Source organism: Paenibacillus sp. 32O-W (genome assembly GCF_007679495.1).
GTDB lineage: Bacteria > Bacillota > Bacilli > Paenibacillales > NBRC-103111 > Paenibacillus_L > Paenibacillus_L residui.
Map to the genome: position 1 here is coordinate 1 of NZ_VEGP01000033.1, position 17,130 is coordinate 17,130.

Genomic DNA, 17,130 nt, shown 5'->3' on the forward strand with positions numbered 1-17,130 from the left:
TTGCGCACGTACGGATCTGTGAGGGGTAAGGGGCACAATCCTCGAAGGAAAGGCCCCGCCTACTCGACCTCGTCTTTTGCGACGTCCTTGCTCGTGTTTGAGCCGCTGAAAGGTGTGAAGGTCATGGACGTTCGGTCAAAATCGGATTATAGTTTCAACAACCGGTTATTTAATTTTTTTGCGATATTGATCGGGGGTCATGCCCACCTGCTGTTTGAAGAGACGGCTGAAATGAGCCGGATGCTTGAACCCGACGAGGTATCCGACCTCTGTGACCGATTGGTTGCGATCCAGCATGAACAGCATTTTCGCTTGGTTGATTCTCCTCTGATACAGATAGGTAAAGATCGTCTGTCCGGTCACCTCACGGAACAACTTGGCCAAATAATACTTATTCAGATGCAGTGCATCTTCCAGTTGATCCAGATGAATATTTTCTGTGTAACGGCTTTCAATGAAGGCAAGAATGCTCTGCACGATCTTTTCTTTCTCCTGCGGCGCCTCCATACGCTTGTTCATTTCCTCCTGACACATTTCATAAATGAACAGAAGAAGCTCGATAAAGGTCAGTCTCAGCCGGTGATAGGAGAATAAATCGGTTCGGCCGTAATGGCAGTGAAGGCGCTGCAGAAGCTCTTCCATTGCGGACTTGAGGTGACCGTTCAGACGAAGATGATGGTTTCTCAAAATTTGAAACGGCTTCAGCAGCTCCAGATTACGCGGTTTCTCCTCCAGTATATTTATGAAGAAAGGATCAAATGATAGATTGCTCCTTACGTATTCTTCACTCGGGTCTATTTTGGGACAATGCGGCGTCATTCCGTTCATCAGTATAAAATCGCCCGAAACCAGGTCGATGACCTGATCTCCCAACATATAGCTGCAGCGGCCGCTGTGAAAATAATAAATTTCATATTGGCTGTGGGAATGGAAAGAAGGCCGAATGATCGGCCTGTTGTTTCGATAGACAAATCCGTTAAGGAGCGGGTATGGATAAGAAGCGCTGGACATATGGATCCTCCCGATGAATGGCAGATTCCTTAAGACGGCAGCGATGAACAAATCTTGCCTGAATTTCCGCCGCGAAATCTATCCCGTTTGGGACTTATTATACTACAAATTCATCGGAAGGGGGCCATCATGGAGCTCCTGCTGCGAGCATAATCAATAATCGAGTTTGATTTCCCGACCTGTGCGGGCTGATTCGTAAATGGCCAGAATGAGCTTGACGGCTTTGCTCGCTTCTTCCCCGGTAATCATCGGGTCGCGGTCCTCCCGGATCGCTTGAATCAGATCATCGACCAGTACGAAATGGCCGTCGTTAGAAATATTCGTGGCACTGCTGCTGGCGGCCAAAGTTCCTTCTACCTGCGGGGCTTCCTCCTGGGAGTCGGCGAAGCTCCATTGCTTGATCCCGCTGTCTCCGAAGATGATCGTTCCGTTCTCTCCATGGATCTCGAAGCGTGTTTCCATTCCGGGATAAACGGAGGTCGTTCCTTGAATAACCCCGAAGGCGCCATTTTTATACTTGATGGCGGCAACAGCCGTATCCTCGACCTCAATCGAGCGAACGAGCGGCGCGGAATAGGCGAAGACCGACTCGACGTCCCCGACCATCCATTGAATCAAATCCACTCCGTGAACTCCCTGATTCATCAAGGCTCCTCCTCCGTCCAGCTCCCAAGTACCCCGCCAGCCGGCGCTCCGGTAATATTCCGGACTGCGGTAATATTTCAGGTAGGCATCGCCCAGCACCAGCTTGCCCAGCTTGCCTTCCTGAATCGCCTTGCGGGTTGCGATGGCAGCGGGAAAGGTGCGCCGCTGATAGACAACCCCGAGCTTGACCTGGCGCTCCCTTGCCGTGCGGATCATCCGATCCATTTTGTCAACGGTAATATCAAGCGGCTTCTCGCAAAATATATGCTTGCCTGCTTCGGCGGCAGCGATGGCAACCTCCGCATGCAGTCCGCTGGGAACGCAGATGGAAACCGCATCGATATCTTCTCTCTGCAGCATGATTTCGTAATCGGTATAAATGTCTTTAACGGAAAATTCCTCAGCGAGCTTCTTTGCTTTGGGCTCCTCTACATCAGCAATGGCTACCAGCTCGGCTTGCGGGTTGGACGTTATCGCCTTGGCGTGGAAGGGAGCGATCACTCCTGCGCCCACGATGGCAAATCTTAGCTTTCTCATGCCCATTCACCTCTTCAATAAGTCATTTGGCATCCTGTGAAGGATCTGATTCCTAGGGATAGCCTAGCACATCCGAATGGCCTTTACTTGATTCTCGTTAACCGGAATGACCATTCTTTTGACTATCGTTGGCCTGTTTATGTAATGTTGAAGTCAAGTGAAGGATTCAGTTATTTCCCGGATCTTTGAAGTGGATGGTGAACAGAACTCATGGCAGATAAACCAAGCCGTAAAACCTTTCATCTTCGGCTGGATGAAATGGTAAACCGATTAAAAGAAGATATTCTTACCTCCAAGCTGCAGACCGGAGATTATTTGCCTTCCGAGAAATCGCTCGGTGAGCAGTTCCATCTAAGCAACCGGTCCGTTCGTAAAGGGCTGGAGGTCTTAGTTCGGGAAGGGCTGATCGTAAAGGTGCCCAAAGTGGGCAACCGGGTGACTCGGCCCGACGATAGCGGGACATTAACGGTTAGGTTTGGCTATTATAAATCGATGGCTTATGAAGCTGATCTTCATCACCTCTTGACCTTGTTTCAGGAGCAATATCCGCAAATCCGGGTGCAGGCCGTTCCCATTGCGGGCGATGTCGGAATCAAGGAATACCTGGAGGCAGGCTTGCTGGATGCAGCAACCGTCAATTATCCGACCTATCAATCGATCCTGGATGGGAAGGAAAGGGATTGGCTGGAGGAGCAGACCCCCGATCCCTCCATGTATCCTTACGTAACCCATGCTTTTACGGCAGACGGTTTACTCATGGCGAAGCCGTTTCTGTTCTCTCCCCTGGTCCTGTGCTATAACCGGGAGCATATACGGGCGAACGGGCTGCTTGAGCCGGACAGCGGCTGGTCCTGGCAGGATTTGTCGCAGGTCGCTTCCCAATTGACTCGGCCGAACGAAAGGCTGGGGTTTTATTTTCATTTGCAATCCCGCAATCGGTGGCCGGTCTTCTTGCTGCAAAGCGGAGGCTCGCTGCGTAAGGAACCGGACGGTCGGCCGATAATCTGCGGCACCGATTGGATGGAGGGATTTAAGGTTTGCCGCGACCTGATTGTCAATCAGCGGACTATGCCTATGTTCGACCAGGAGTCCGATGCAGAGGAATTGTTCCGGCAGGGCAAAGCTTCGATGATTATGACCAGTTATTTCGCCATGAATAGGCTCAGATCGATGAAGGGAGATTGGGACATTGCCCCTCTCCCTCACCTTCGCAACGGCAAAACCTTGCTGCTTGTCATAGGGTTGATTGTGAATAGGAATTCTTCCCGCAAGGAGGCCGCCCGCAAGCTGATCGATTTCTTGACCTCATACCCTGCGCAATTGGCTGTGCGGAAGAACACATTAAGCATTCCCGCCCTGAAGCCGGCAGCGGAATGGACCGGCCCCGATTCCCATTACCGGCCGCAGAGATTTCATCTGTATCGGGAGGTGGCGCCGACCTTCAGCTTCTATGATGAGCTTGGATTGTCCAACGATGACATTGTGAGGATGACTCAGCAGGCCAAAATGTATTGGTCGGGGTTATGCGACGAACAGCAGCTGTGCGAGAGTCTGGAGCGATGCCTGAGTGGTTAGCGGCTTGAGAGCAGCTGTAGCTCAACCCCCAGTTGATACGCAGTTGTGCGATATTCTAGATAGATGCCAACAACCGGCCTGGATTTATGTATTCCCTGCGCGCTTCGGTTTTAACGGACCCGAGAGACCTTAATTGCTCCAGAAGGCCTTTCGTGTAATTTTAACGGACTCGAATGACCTTATTCTCAAGAAATGCGTGCGAAAGTAGGAGAATTCAATGCAATAAGAGCAACTGGGTCCGTTAGTCTAAAAAAGCCGGCCTATTTTAACGAAATAGGATCTCCCAGGTCCGTTACATTTTCGTTTATGGACTTTTCACAAGTACAATCAATCCTGTACAATCATCCTGTTGTACCCTTTTCCACAATGAATCGACACCTCACTCAGTCCGCAAGCCGTACATCCGATACCTCATGTTTCCGCTGGTTACTCTTAGGAGCCCCAGATCAACCAACTTATGCAAAATTCGTCTGGAATGACGGTCCGTAATCCGCAAATGTTCGGCCAATTCCCGAGGGGTGAACGGACGCAGCGAACGCCGGGCGAAGCGTACGGCTTCTGCTTCGAGATACGCCAATTGGAAGGGCGTATCTATGGATATGAATTTTCCGATGAAGGAAAGAACGAGCTGCTGGCATCGCCAAGGTTCATCCTGAATAGAAGGATAAGCGATTGGTAAGAATACCCAGCCGTCCAGCGCTAGCAAACAATGACGCCAGCATAAATCTTTAAACCGTTTGACATCAAGATCCCTGGCGTGAGAACCGTAGCCTTGGATTTCGATGCCCCCTTTGACGCCTCCCGGCATATAGGCCAAATCAATATAGCGGTAACCATTATGGAAATCGCACACCTCCCATTCGGGATACAGGTTGTCAAAATTTTGAACCGCTGGAAACCAAACGGAACGCAAAAATTCCATCGTGCCGTGGCCCAGGCTCTTCTCAAGCCGTTCACGCCTTCGTTGATTGGTTTCTTGTATAATGTTTTTTTGCATCCATTCCTCATATTTTTGCAGAAATCTTGACACATCAGTTCACTCCTTTAAATCACAGGATAAAAGAACACGCCGCCCCGATACGATGTATCGAAGCGGCGTGTTCTTCACGACCGAATTTGTGTTTAGTATATCCTGAAATGATATTACTCGCAATAGGGAGGATATTACTCGCAATAGGGAGGGCGTCGGGTTTACATAGGAACGGAGGGGCTTGATATTTTAGCTATTCAGGAGCATTGGTTTTGTCTCGCCGGTCCACAAGGCTTTGTGCGAAAGGAATAAAGCATCAGACTTCGGTCAGAAATCTACTTTATAAGAAAATGCATTACATATACACTAGTGAAGAAAATGAATATTTTGATTTATTTCCATACGGGATTGACATTCGTTTCTAGTCTACATTATGATGAGGTTGTGATAGATATAGGTCAAGTATGACCCAGGTGATACATTAAGCCAAAGAAGGAGCTAAAGCAGATGAGCCAAATAGTAATGCTGGCGGGCAGTGAAGTGTTGAGCGGGATTTTTACGCCAAATCATTTGGACCAGCTTCGTCAGCTGGGAACGTTAAGGGAAAGCCAAGCCAAGCACAGTCCGACTCCCGAAGAGGCGAAGGAATGGATTAAAGGGGCGGATATCGTTATTACAACTTGGGGCAGTCCGCGAATAAACGAGGAGATTCTTGCTTACGCGCCCGATTTGAAGCTTGTGATGCACGCAGCGGGAACCGTTAAAGGGATTGTCAGTCCCGAAATGGCGGCCAAGGGCATAAGGGTAAGCAGCGCCAATGGGGCGCTTGGGATCGGTGTAGCGGAGACCGCGTTGGGATTAACGATTACCTCGCTTAAGAACATGTGGCAGCTTGCCAGAAATACCAGGGAAGGCGAATGGAACAAAGATAAGGATAAAATCCGCGAGCTCTACGGGGTAACGATAGGAGTCGTGGGAGCAGGCCGGGCAGGCCGCCATTATATCCATCTGATGAGAAATTTCCATGTCGACATCCTTCTGTATGATCCATTCGTAAGCCAGGAGGAGGCGGAAGCGATGGGAACGACGAAAGTCAGCCTGGAGGATTTGCTGGTTCGTTCCGATGTCGTTTCGATCCATGCCCCTTCAATTCCCGAGACGGATAAGATGTTTAACCGGGAAACGCTGGCTCTGATGAAAGATGATGCGGTACTGATCAATACTTCCCGCGGCAGTCTGATTGATGAGGATGCTCTTGCGGAAGAGCTGGAGAAGGGCAGGTTTACAGCCTGCATCGACGTGACCGATCCGGAGCCTCCCCGGCAGGACCATCCGTTCCGGCGTCTGCCGAATGTCATTCTGATTCCTCATATTGCCGGAGCGGTCAATAACGGAAAGCAAAGAATGGGACAATATTCCGTTGACGAAATCCGCCGTTTCCTCAACCGGGAGCCGATGGATGGCGAAGTGAATCTGCAGAAACTCCATACGATTGCTTAAAATAAATTGGGGCAGGTATATTAAAAATTTCTTTAATATACCTGTCTTTATTTTTTGAATACGTTATAATGGGAAGTAGAAAAAAGATCACAAACGAATAGTAATAATCACAAACGATCATTTAAGGCTGGAATTGGATCAGGAGGTAACGGATGTTTGCGGAAGAACGGCAAATTAAAATAGTCGAGATGGTCAACCGCCAAGGGAAGGTGACGGTAGCCCAGGTGAGCAAAGCGCTGGGGGTTTCCCCGGTAACGGTCAGAAGAGATTTGGAGAGGCTGGAGGAGAAAGAGCTGCTCGTGCGAACCCATGGAGGAGCCATGGCCTTGAAGTCGGCTTTTCCGGAAACGGCCCGCGAGCTATCCTTCTCCGAGAAGGCGGGGGCTTACGCGGCGGAGAAGGAACGGATTGCCGAAGCGGCAGCGAAGCTCGTCGGGGATGAGGAATCGGTTCTGTTGACACCGGGGACCACGAATATGCTGCTTTCCCGCAAGCTGACGGGGAAGACCGATTTAACGGTCGTGACCAATGCGGTCAACATCGCCCTGCAGCTCGGAAGTCCTCCCGGATGGGACGTAATTCTGACCGGCGGCAAGCTGCGGGCCAAATCGTTTGCGATGGTCGGTCCGATAGCCGAACAGTCGCTGGCCAAGCTGAACGTCGACAAGCTGTTCATGGGGGTGGACGGGTTCGACTTCGCGGAAGGGCTGACGACTCCGAATCTGTTGGAGGCAAGCGTGAACCGGCAGATGATTGCTATTGCTAAGCAAGTCATTGTGGTGGCTGACCGCAGCAAGTTCGGCAAGGTGATGTTCTCCCACATCGCGCCGTTGGATGTTGTGCACACGGTAATTACCGACAAGCAGTTGTCCGATGAGGATGCTCGGCGGATCGAGGACCTCGGCATCGAGCTTATCCTCGTATAGAAAAAGGGGCTCCAGACATGGCGCGCGGACAAAAAATCATTGTCACTCCGCCTGAATTGCAGTACAATATAAATGAAAGTAAACGAAAGCAAATTGTCACAAAAGAAAGATCGTTGGTCCGTCAGGCTAATTCCGGAACCTGTCTTTCCTATCCGCGAATAGCTGCCAATAGCATTCCGCTTGCATGACAGCAAAGCTGTAAAACCTTGTAACATTTCATGAGCAAGAGCACTGCATCACTTAATACTATAAGGGGGACTTATCATGCCATTAGTTTCATCCACTCCAATGCTTCAAGAAGCCAGAGCGAACGGCTACTGTATAGGAGCCTTTAACGTCCATACGCTGGAGATGCTTCAAGCGGTGGTAGAGGCCGCGGAGGAGACTCAATCTCCGTTAATTATTCAATCGACGGTAGGCACCGTCAAGCATCTCGGCCCCGAATATATTGCTGCGGCCGCTACGGTCGCCTCGAATCTGTCCAGCGTTCCGATTGCCCTGCATTTGGATCACTGCACCGATTTTGATTTGATCGTCCGCTGTATCCGCGCCGGATATACTTCCGTTATGATTGACGCTTCCAAGTTTCCTTTTGAAGAAAATGTGAGACAAACCTTGAAGGTTGTCGAGGTGGCCAAGGCGGCCGGCGTCAACATTGAAGCCGAGCTTGGCAAGGTCGGAGGCGTGGAAGACGATATCGTCGTGGCCGAACATGAAGCGCTGATGGCCGACCCGGACGAATGCGCCAAGTTTGTGGAACTGACCGGAGTTCCGACGTTAGCCCCGGCTATCGGCACGGCACACGGTATTTATAAAGGGGAGCCCAAGATCGATTTCGACCGGATCAAGCGAATTGCCGATAAAGTGGACGTGCCGCTCGTGCTGCACGGCGGATCGGGCATTCCGGAGGAGCAGGTCAAGCGCTGCGTATCCTTGGGAATGGCCAAGATGAATGTGGCTACCGAGCTTAGAATCGTATTCTCCGATGCAATTAAGGCCGTTTTCGCTGCCAATCCGGAGGAGAATGATCCGAGATCCTATATGGTGCCGGCCAAGAAGGCATTGAAGGAAGCGGCTATTGAAAAGATGCGTCTGTGCGGCTGCATTGGCAAAGCACGAGATTTGACGGGACGGTGAGCTAATGAACCGCCAAGACTTGATTGATCAATTTATCGGATTGTTCGGAGATTCCTCCGAATCAATCCGTTGTTTTTATGCACCCGGGCGGGTGAATTTGATTGGAGAGCATACGGATTACAACGGAGGCTATGTTTTTCCGGCAGCGCTAACCTTCGGTACTACAATGCTGATTCGGCCGAGGCAGGATCGGGAGATTCATCTTGCATCCGCTAACTTCGAGGTGCGCGGGATCATTGATTTGGATCAGGCGAAATATGTGCAGGAGGAGGATTGGATCAATTATCCGAAAGGAATTCTCGTTCATCTGCGGAAGAACGGTTATTCCTTCAGCGGCTATGACGTCTATTATTACGGCGATATTCCGAATGGAGCCGGATTATCCTCTTCTGCTTCGCTTCAATTGGTCACCGCTTTCGGATTCATGAGCATGGAAGGACATCCGATCGACAGGGTGGAGCTGGCGCTCGTCGCCCAGCGATCCGAGAATGAATTTCTCGGAGTGCAGTGCGGGATCATGGATCAATTTACCGTAGCCATGGGGAAAGAGGACCACGCCCTTCTATTGAAATGCAGCACCCTCGAATATGAGCATGTTCCCTTCGACAGTGAAGGCTATAAGCTCGTTATCGGAAATACGAACAAGCGCAGAGGACTGGTCGATTCGGAGTATAATACGAGAAGAGGTCAGTGCGAGCAGGCGGTACAAGAGCTGCGGGCGGAGTATCCCGGGCTCAAGCTGCTGGGAGAGCTGGATCTGGCTCAATTCCGGTCCTCTCAATCGCTGATCCGGGACGAGGGCGTTCGAAGAAGAGCGCAGCATGTCATTGAAGAAAATGACCGTGTGCTGAAATCCGTGAATGCCCTGAAGCGGAACGACCTGCAGCAGTTCGGCCGATTGATGACCGCTTCCCACAATTCCTTGCGTGATCTGTATGAAGTCACTTGCCTTGAGCTGGATGTCATGGTGGAAGAGGCTCTGGGGGTAGAGGGAGTGCTGGGTTCCCGTATGACGGGAGCAGGCTTCGGCGGCTGCACCGTATCGCTGGTCCGGGAGGATGCCGTAGACGGATTCATTGAGCGGGTAGGGGCCTCTTACCGCGAGCGTACCGGATTGGAAGCGTCCTTCTATGTGGGGAACATAGGCAATGGAGTGAGCGAGCTGTAATAAGGAATAACAGTACCAATTTCGTTGCGGCACAAGCAGAATGATAGGGCACCTGGAATCTCACTCCCATCGGTATAGGTAAACGGGCTTAAGAGGTTATAGTGCCATGACGTATACAGAACGGAGGGAATACGCAAATGGCGGTATTGGTCACGGGCGGAGCCGGCTACATAGGCTCCCATACGGTTGCAGAACTTATTGATGCCAAGGAAGAAGTAGTCGTCGTCGATAATCTCAGTCAAGGACACCGGCAAGCGCTGCTGGGCGGCAAGCTTTATGTGGGAGATATACGCGATGAGGAATTCATGGAAACGGTGTTCAAGGAAAACGACATCGAATCCGTCATTCATTTCGCCGCATACTCTCTTGTTGGAGAGAGCATGCAGAATCCGGCCAAATATTACGACAATAACGTCTATGGTACGCAGCGCCTGTTGGAAATTATGAAGAAGTACGGAACGAAACGCATCGTCTTCTCCTCAACGGCAGCTACCTACGGCGAGCCGCAGACGGTGCCGATTGAGGAAACCGCACCGACACAGCCGACGAATACTTATGGAGAGACGAAGCTCTCTATGGAGAAAATGATGAAGTGGTTCGATGCGGCTCATGGCATCAAATATGTCGCGCTGCGTTATTTCAATGCGGCAGGAGCTCATCATAGCGGCCGGATCGGGGAAGACCATTCTCCGGAGACTCATCTGGTCCCGCTTATCCTTCAGGTTCCGCTTGGTAAGCGGGAGCATGTATCCATCTTTGGTGATGACTATCCGACTGAGGACGGTACTTGTATCCGGGATTACCTGCATGTATCCGATTTGGCGGATGCTCACCTGCTCGCTTTGGAGAGACTGCGAAGCGGCGGGGAGAGCTCGGTTTATAACTTGGGAAGCGGCAAAGGATTTTCCGTCAAGGAAATGATCGACGTGGCCAGGAAAGTGACCGGGCATCCGATTCCTGCCGTGCTCGAACCGAGGAGAGCCGGAGACCCGGCAGTGCTGATAGCTTCATCGGCGAAGGCCAAGCGCGAATTGAACTGGAGCCCGCGGAGGGACAATCTGGAAGAGATCGTAGAATCCGCCTGGAACTGGCATCGTCAGCACCCGGATGGGTTCACGGAATAGAAGGATCCGTTGTCAAGCTTAAAGCCGGTCTATGACCGGATGCGACCGGCTAAGTTACAATATTTATGATCATGTGAGGAAAGAAGGCAGGATCGATGCATAACAACAACGGCCACATAAGCAAAACGGAGGCAGCCCAATGGTTGGCGCGGCTTGTCCGCTTCGGGGAAGCGAAGGGGCTTATTGAAGAAGAGGATCGGATTCCTGTAACGAATGCTCTTCTCGATCTGCTGCAGATTGAGGAGCCTTGCGATGGTGACCTGGATACTTTATTTCCTCCTGAAGAAGATCTGGCTGGAGACAGCCCGATGCCGCTGCTGAATCCTCTCCTGGATTATGCTGCCGGGCAGGGGCTGCTGTCGGATAACACGGTGACTTATCGGGATTTGTTGGATGCCAGGATGATGGGGCTGCTGATGCCCCGGCAATCCGAGATCATCCGGGAGTTCTCCCGTTTGCTGGAGCAGAAAGGGCCCGAAGCGGCGACACATTGGTTCTACAGCCTTTCCAAGCATTCCAATTATATCCGGATGGATCGGATCCGCCAGAATGAATATTGGCAGGCATCGACAGACTATGGCGATTTGGAAATAACGATCAACCTGTCCAAACCGGAGAAGGACCCCAAGCAAATTGCGCTGGAACGGAGCATGCCGCAGAGCCGGTATCCGAAATGTCTGCTCTGTGCGGAGAATGTCGGCTATGCCGGGAGGGTCAATCATCCGGCCAGACAGAACCACCGGATCATTCCGGTGAAGCTTGCAGGCCAATCCTGGTTTTTTCAATATTCTCCTTATGTCTATTACAATGAACACTGCATTATTTTAAGCGGACAGCATGTTCCCATGAAGCTGACTAAGGATACCTTTATCCGGCTGGCGGAATTTACTGAGCAGTTTCCGCATTATTTCATCGGGTCCAACGCCGACCTGCCGATCGTGGGCGGTTCGATTCTCAGCCACGATCATTTTCAAGGGGGACGTCACCGGTTCGCGATGGAGGTGGCCGCGCGCGAGGAGGAATTCGTACATCCGCGCTATCCGGGCATCCGGGCGGCCATCGTGAAGTGGCCTATGTCGGTGATCCGCATTTCCGGCCCGAATTCCGGAGAGTTGACTGATTTAGCTTATACGCTGCTGGAAGTCTGGCGGGGGTACAGCGATGAATCCGCCGATATCCTTGCGTTCAGCCGGGAGGAAGACGGTACACTTACCCCTCATAACACCATCACACCGATCGCCCGCAGGAATGCCCAGGGGGAATGGGAATTCGATCTGGTGCTCCGCAACAATCGAACGTCTCCGGAGCATCCGCTGGGAATATTCCATCCTCACCGGGAATTGCATCATATTAAGAAGGAGAACATCGGGCTGATCGAGGTTATGGGACTCGCCGTTCTACCCGGACGCTTGCAGCAGGAGCTCCGCATGATCAGCGGCATCCTTAGCGGGCAAGCTCCAGTGGCAGAATGGCCGGAAGGGCATCCCCTGCAGCCGCATCAAGCTTGGATCCGGCAGCTGGCACAAGAGCATGGAACGCGGATGAGCGAGGCGGAAGCGGCTGCCGTCCTTCGGCAGGAGGTTGGCCGAAAGTATATGCAGGTACTCGAGGATGCGGGTGTGTTCAAACGGAATAGCGCAGGCAAGGACGCTTTTCGCAGCTTTATGTTCCATGCCGGGTTTGTGCTCCGATAAAACGACCGATAGCCGCACAGACGGGGCGACGAAGTTCTTTACGGCCCCTTTGTGTGCAGCCAACCAGCAATGCTATAGTTCAAATAAATACGATTACTCAAGGTGCTACGCAACGAAGAAGCTTATGCACTGAACAAAGAAGGGTGGACCATGATAACAACAGTAACGCTCAATGCGGCGATTGACAAAACATATTACGTAGACCGGTTTGAATTGGGGAAAGTGACGAGAGTTCCGAAAATGCATGCTCTTCCGGGAGGCAAAGGCATCAACGTAGCCAGAGTCATCCATCTGCTCGGGGAATCTTCACTTGCAACCGGATTCATTGCCGGCAGCAATGGCCGATTCATCGAGAAGAAACTAACCGAGCAGGGGATCTCCCATGATTTTGTCACGATTGAAGGCGAGTCCCGTATTTGCTTGAATATTATTGATCGTTCTTCAGGGGAATCTACCGAAATTTTGGAGCAGGGACCGACTGCGGCCCAGATGGACCAGACAGCGATGGAAGCGAAGGTGAAGGAGCTGGCGGAGCGTTCCGGCATATTATGCTTCTCCGGCAGTCTGCTTGCAGGGGTGCCCACGGACTTCTATGCCCGCTTGATCGCAACGGCGAAATCAGCCGGGGCCAAAGTTTTTCTGGATACGAGCGGGGACGCCCTTCTTGCCGGCATCGAAGCAGTGCCGTATTTCATTAAGCCTAACGAGGACGAAGTGGCCAAGATCATCGGTCATCCGCTGGAGAAGGAAAGTGATTTGTATGACAGTGTTCAAGGGCTGATGGAGCGGGGGATAGCCTGTGTGGTTGTGTCACTTGGCGAGAACGGCTCGTTGGCAGGAGTGGAAGGACAATTATACCGCGTTAAAGCTCCCCGCATTGAAGCGGTTAATACGGTTGGCTGCGGAGATTCCTTCGTTGCCGGCATGGCCGTAGGTGTAGCCCGCGGTCTGCCTGTTGAAGAATGCCTTCGTCTGGCCACCGCCTCGGGTTCGGCTAACGCTTTGACGGAAGAGGCCGGTAACGTGCGGCTGGATGATGTGCAAAGGCTGATCGCCGAGGTTAGTATCGAGCTTCTGTAATCTCCGGGATTCTGGGGTTGAGATACGTTCTTCGGCCGGATGAACCGGAGGATTGATTATAGAGGAGGGTGAAATTTCATGAAAGCTCTTTATTTTGGGAATATGTTTTCACCTTTCTCTTTTTCTTCAAGCAAAAGAATGGTAATATGGACTAAAGTACTGTCGGATGAAGACCGACATTTGTCATTTTGGGGGGGCAGGACACTTGTTGAAAAGAACATTGGTCGGATTGCTGCGGAGCCACGAGCAAACAGGAGAAAAAGCGAAAGATCCTTTGTTAAAAACAAGGTACTACAAGCTTTCCAAAGACAAGCTTTGGGAAGAGGTCGTAAGTACGCTCAAGAAAATCAACGGGTACAAAATTCTGCATGAAGTCCCTAATGTCGGGGAAATCGTGGTCGAGAAGAAAACGATTACGGGACGTCGGCAGGACATTACCCTGACCCTGTTTGCCATCACTCCGGTTAAAAGCGCCGTCGATATCTATTCCGCTTCCCGCGGGTCGCTCGGGGACCTTGGCTCCAATTACCGGACTATCCTCGATATTTACAATGCGTTGGATCGCAGGCTGTCGGCTTATAAAATTTCTTGAGCCGGCCGCCGGCCGGCTGGACCCCAGCGGCATCTGAGTATACGAAAAGCGGGGGAAAATTCGTTTTCCCCCGCTTTTCGTATGGAATTTATCGCAATCAGACCAGTTTCTTGACGGCTTCGATAGCCGCTTCATAGTTAGGATGCTCGGTCATCTCACTCAGGTATTCAACATATTGGATCTTGTTGTCCGCATCGAGAACGAAGATAGAGCGCATCAATAATTGAAGCTCTTTGATCAGCACGCCGTAGGCTTCGCCAAATGAGCGTGTTTTATAGTCGGATAAGGTGACCACTTTATCCACACCGGCCGCGCCGCACCAACGGGCTTGAGCCATCGGCAGGTCTACGCTGACTGTAAGGATGACGACGTTGTCTCCCAATTTGCCGGCCTCTTCATTGAATCTGCGGGTTTGCGCATCACAGACGCCGGTGTCCAGAGAAGGAACGACACTGATCAGCTTGATTTTGCCCGCATAGTCGGACAAGGAAGCCGTATCAACAAGACTTTGGTTAAGAGTGAAATCAGGAGCCTGATCTCCCACCTTTAATTCGCTGCCGATCAGAGTAATCGGATTGCCTTTCAAAGTTGCGGCATTGGCGCGTTCTTGAGCCATAATGAACAATTCCTCCTTTAGGGAAACCTAAAATTTGGCTTTTGCTTCATCCTATTATAATATGAGTAATTGATACTTGTCCAATAACGAACATGTAAAGACGCTTAATAGCGGGCTTGTGCTGACGGCGGGAACGGCTGGGTCCGGGGAAAGGGTAGGGAATGGAAAAGTGGAGCTTAGACAATTGCATTATTTTGTTAAGGTAGCCAAGAAGCAGCATGTGACGCAGGCATCGGAAGAGCTGCATGTTGCGCAATCGGCAGTAAGCAGACAAATTCGTCAGCTGGAGCAGGAGCTGGGGGTCACTCTCTTTGTGCAAAAAGGGAGGAACCTGCAAATAACTCCGGTCGGCAAGCTGTTTCTGTCCCGGATTGAAGAAATATTAAACGAACTGGACCGGGCAGTGGTGGAGGTCAAGGAATTTCTGGATCCTACACGCGGCGAGATCAGAATCGGCTTCCCGCACAGCTTGGGTATAGCCTTGCTGCCAACCGTCATAGCCAAGTTCCGACAGCACTACCCTGATGTTAAATTCAAGCTGAGACAGGGAACTTTCTTCAGCCTCATTCGTGATGTGATCGAAGGCGAAATCGATCTTTCGTTCATCTCCCCGTTCCCCGAATCTCATAACTATGTATCGGGAGAAATTCTGCTGACGGAAGAATTGTTCGGAATTCTTCCGGATACCCATCCTCTGGCGGGGGAGGCTACGATCCGGTTGGATCAATTGAAGGACGAACCGTTCGTTATGTTCAGCGATGCCTACTCGCTTAGAACGATCGTTCTGCAAGCCTGCAAGAAGGCGGGCTTCGTCCCCCAAATCGGCTTCGAGGGGGAGGAGACGGATACGATTCGCGGGCTGGTCGCTGCCGGCCTGGGGGTCAGCTTGATGCCCGAGATGGCTCTGATGGAAACTTCCAAGCTGCAGCCGGCCAGGGTTCGTGTCATTGAGCCGACGGTTACCCGGACGATCGGCCTGATCCGCCGCAAAAGCGAGAAGCTGTCTCCCGTCGTGCAGGCCTTCCGAGAATTCTTGCTGGACTACTTCGGCCATGATCGGAATCAGTAAAGGCATGAGCACAGCGCTGTCCGTAAGTCATTGAAGATGATGGAACCGCCCTGTTTCGCCAATTGAAAAGCAAAAAAAAGCCGTCTCTTATGTAAATTGGAAGGATCAACAACCATTTACAAAAAGGAGACGGTTTCTTTGTATACACCATAATTTTTGCTAAATGATGGGCGTGAAGAGGACATTCCGGAGAATCACCTCATACATGTGATTGAACGATACCGTGAATCGCTAGGAAGACCGCATGGCTATGTGGCGGCCTGTCCAGGCTCTCAGCAAGCATAGAGCATTATTTCTTAAGCTGCATGACGCCGCTGCTGCGCTTCCCGGTAGATTTGCGGGTAATCAGGTGAGTAGGCAGCAATATTTCCACATGAACTTCTTCCGGATGCTGAATGCGCCACATCAACTGGGAGAAGGCTTTATGGGCAAAACGGCTGAGATCGATGTCAATCGTTGTAATCTTAGGAACGGACATTTGGGAGAAATCGCTGTTGTCGAAGCCGCAGACGGAAATGTCTTCGGGGATCCGGAAGCCTGCTTTTCCCAAGGAGGAGCAGACGAAGAAACCGTACCCATCGTTCAGACAAAACCAGGCGTTCGGCTGCCGATCGAGGGAGGTGACCAGTTCGTCAATAAGCTCCCCGTCCTCCTGCACATCGATAAACATGCGCTCCGCTTGGGGCTCGATGCCGTGCTCCCTCAGAGCCAGCATATATCCTTCCCACCGTTCCTGGTAACTGGGCGAAAAATTGACATTCCCGATGATGGCGATATCCTGATGGCCGAGGTCCAGGAGATGCTTGACAGCGGTGTAAGCGCCGAACCGGTTGTTAGTGAGAACCGCATCCGCTTGAATCAGCGGGTGATGATGATCGATGAGCACGGTCGGTATCCCCTGATCGATCACCTTATTGATATAATCCGTACTAATATGCGACAGAATGAGGATGCCGTCCACATTATAGTTATCGATAAAGGAGGGCAGGACTAAGCTGTCCCTTGCAGCCGGTGTAATCGATTGGATCAACAGATTGATACCGTGTCGTTGTGCTTCGCTTTCGATGGCAAGGTAAATCTGTCCGAAGAAGTTTTGCATCGAAAATGCGAATTCCGAGGCAATAAGCCCGATAGTCTTAACCTGCTGTCGGTCTGACGGCCTCGTTTTTTTCTTATAGCGGTAACCCATTTCCTCGGCGGTTTTAATAATTTTCTGCCGTGTTTCCTCACTTACCCCGTCCTTGCCTGAGAGCGCTTGGGAGACCGAGTTTTTGGATATGTTCATGCGATCGGCAATATCCTGCATAACGACTTTTTTACGCATAATTAAAAACCTCTCTCTGCAACCTAACCCTTCATTTTCTTGTAACGTTACAAAATACACTATACAGGAGAATCGCTGTATTGTAAATCGAAAACGCTTTTTTGCAGAAAAAAGTACGGACAAATTTACAAAATATTAATTGACAGCGTTGCCAGTTAAGGT

15 protein-coding genes are annotated in these 17,130 nt (G+C 51.1%); 10 read left to right on the forward strand and 5 right to left on the reverse strand.

What is annotated here, in order from left to right:
• Positions 1-165: 165 nt before the first annotated feature.
• Together FS806_RS14170 and FS806_RS14175 are read right to left on the reverse strand one after the other, a co-directional pair.
• Positions 166-1,011, reverse strand: coding sequence for an AraC family transcriptional regulator (locus FS806_RS14170; protein WP_144937625.1), 846 nt, complete (start codon positions 1,009-1,011; stop codon positions 166-168).
• Positions 1,012-1,164: 153 nt separating this feature from the next.
• Positions 1,165-2,193 (reverse strand): Gfo/Idh/MocA family protein, encoded by a 1,029-nt coding sequence (locus FS806_RS14175; RefSeq protein ID WP_260982092.1) that lies wholly within the window; start codon positions 2,191-2,193, stop codon positions 1,165-1,167.
• A gap of 210 nt (positions 2,194-2,403) precedes the next feature.
• On the opposite strand from FS806_RS14175, the gene FS806_RS14180 reads away from it, so the two are divergent.
• Positions 2,404-3,768 carry an extracellular solute-binding protein gene (locus FS806_RS14180; protein WP_144937630.1) on the forward strand — a complete coding sequence of 455 codons (1,365 nt, stop codon included), beginning with the start codon at positions 2,404-2,406 and terminating at the stop codon, positions 3,766-3,768.
• Between the two features lie 379 nt (positions 3,769-4,147).
• Here the strand turns inward: FS806_RS14180 and FS806_RS14185 are convergent, their stop codons facing one another.
• Entirely contained in the window at positions 4,148-4,798 is a 651-nt protein-coding gene (locus tag FS806_RS14185) for a helix-turn-helix domain-containing protein (RefSeq protein WP_144937633.1), read from the reverse strand.
• Positions 4,799-5,245: 447 nt separating this feature from the next.
• On the opposite strand from FS806_RS14185, the gene FS806_RS14190 reads away from it, so the two are divergent.
• The 8 genes from FS806_RS14190 to FS806_RS14225 all read left to right on the forward strand — a co-directional run bounded on the left by FS806_RS14190 (position 5,246) and on the right by FS806_RS14225 (position 13,959).
• Positions 5,246-6,238: a hydroxyacid dehydrogenase gene (locus FS806_RS14190; RefSeq protein WP_144937635.1), complete on the forward strand. Its 993-nt coding sequence runs from the start codon at positions 5,246-5,248 to the stop codon at positions 6,236-6,238.
• A 152-nt stretch (positions 6,239-6,390) separates the two neighbouring features.
• Complete coding sequence (locus FS806_RS14195) at positions 6,391-7,164, forward strand: DeoR/GlpR family DNA-binding transcription regulator (protein ID WP_144937639.1); 774 nt, start codon at positions 6,391-6,393, stop codon at positions 7,162-7,164.
• A gap of 264 nt (positions 7,165-7,428) precedes the next feature.
• Complete coding sequence (fba, locus tag FS806_RS14200; protein ID WP_186328364.1) at positions 7,429-8,301, forward strand: class II fructose-1,6-bisphosphate aldolase; 873 nt, start codon at positions 7,429-7,431, stop codon at positions 8,299-8,301.
• A gap of 4 nt (positions 8,302-8,305) precedes the next feature.
• The gene (locus FS806_RS14205) at positions 8,306-9,469 is read left to right on the forward strand and encodes a galactokinase (protein WP_144937646.1); all 1,164 of its coding nucleotides are present in this window, start codon (positions 8,306-8,308) and stop codon (positions 9,467-9,469) included.
• A 137-nt stretch (positions 9,470-9,606) separates the two neighbouring features.
• Positions 9,607-10,593: a UDP-glucose 4-epimerase GalE gene (galE, locus tag FS806_RS14210; protein WP_144937648.1), complete on the forward strand. Its 987-nt coding sequence runs from the start codon at positions 9,607-9,609 to the stop codon at positions 10,591-10,593.
• A 95-nt stretch (positions 10,594-10,688) separates the two neighbouring features.
• Positions 10,689-12,287 (forward strand): UDP-glucose--hexose-1-phosphate uridylyltransferase, encoded by a 1,599-nt coding sequence (locus FS806_RS14215; protein WP_144937651.1) that lies wholly within the window; start codon positions 10,689-10,691, stop codon positions 12,285-12,287.
• A gap of 150 nt (positions 12,288-12,437) precedes the next feature.
• On the forward strand, positions 12,438-13,367 hold the full coding sequence (gene pfkB / locus FS806_RS14220; protein WP_144937654.1) for a 1-phosphofructokinase: 930 nt from the start codon (positions 12,438-12,440) through the stop codon (positions 13,365-13,367).
• Positions 13,368-13,572: 205 nt separating this feature from the next.
• A complete protein-coding gene (locus FS806_RS14225; protein ID WP_144937657.1) occupies positions 13,573-13,959 on the forward strand; it encodes a DUF1499 domain-containing protein in 387 nt (128 codons plus the stop codon).
• Positions 13,960-14,056: 97 nt separating this feature from the next.
• On the opposite strand, the gene tpx is transcribed toward FS806_RS14225, so the two are convergent.
• A complete protein-coding gene (gene tpx, locus FS806_RS14230) occupies positions 14,057-14,575 on the reverse strand; it encodes a thiol peroxidase (protein WP_144937660.1) in 519 nt (172 codons plus the stop codon).
• 169 nt (positions 14,576-14,744) lie between these two features.
• On the opposite strand from tpx, the gene gltC reads away from it, so the two are divergent.
• Positions 14,745-15,644: a glutamate biosynthesis transcriptional regulator GltC gene (gltC, locus tag FS806_RS14235; protein ID WP_144937772.1), complete on the forward strand. Its 900-nt coding sequence runs from the start codon at positions 14,745-14,747 to the stop codon at positions 15,642-15,644.
• Positions 15,645-15,933: 289 nt separating this feature from the next.
• On the opposite strand, the gene FS806_RS14240 is transcribed toward gltC, so the two are convergent.
• Positions 15,934-16,968: a LacI family DNA-binding transcriptional regulator gene (locus FS806_RS14240; protein WP_144937663.1), complete on the reverse strand. Its 1,035-nt coding sequence runs from the start codon at positions 16,966-16,968 to the stop codon at positions 15,934-15,936.
• Positions 16,969-17,130 lie beyond the last annotated feature (162 nt).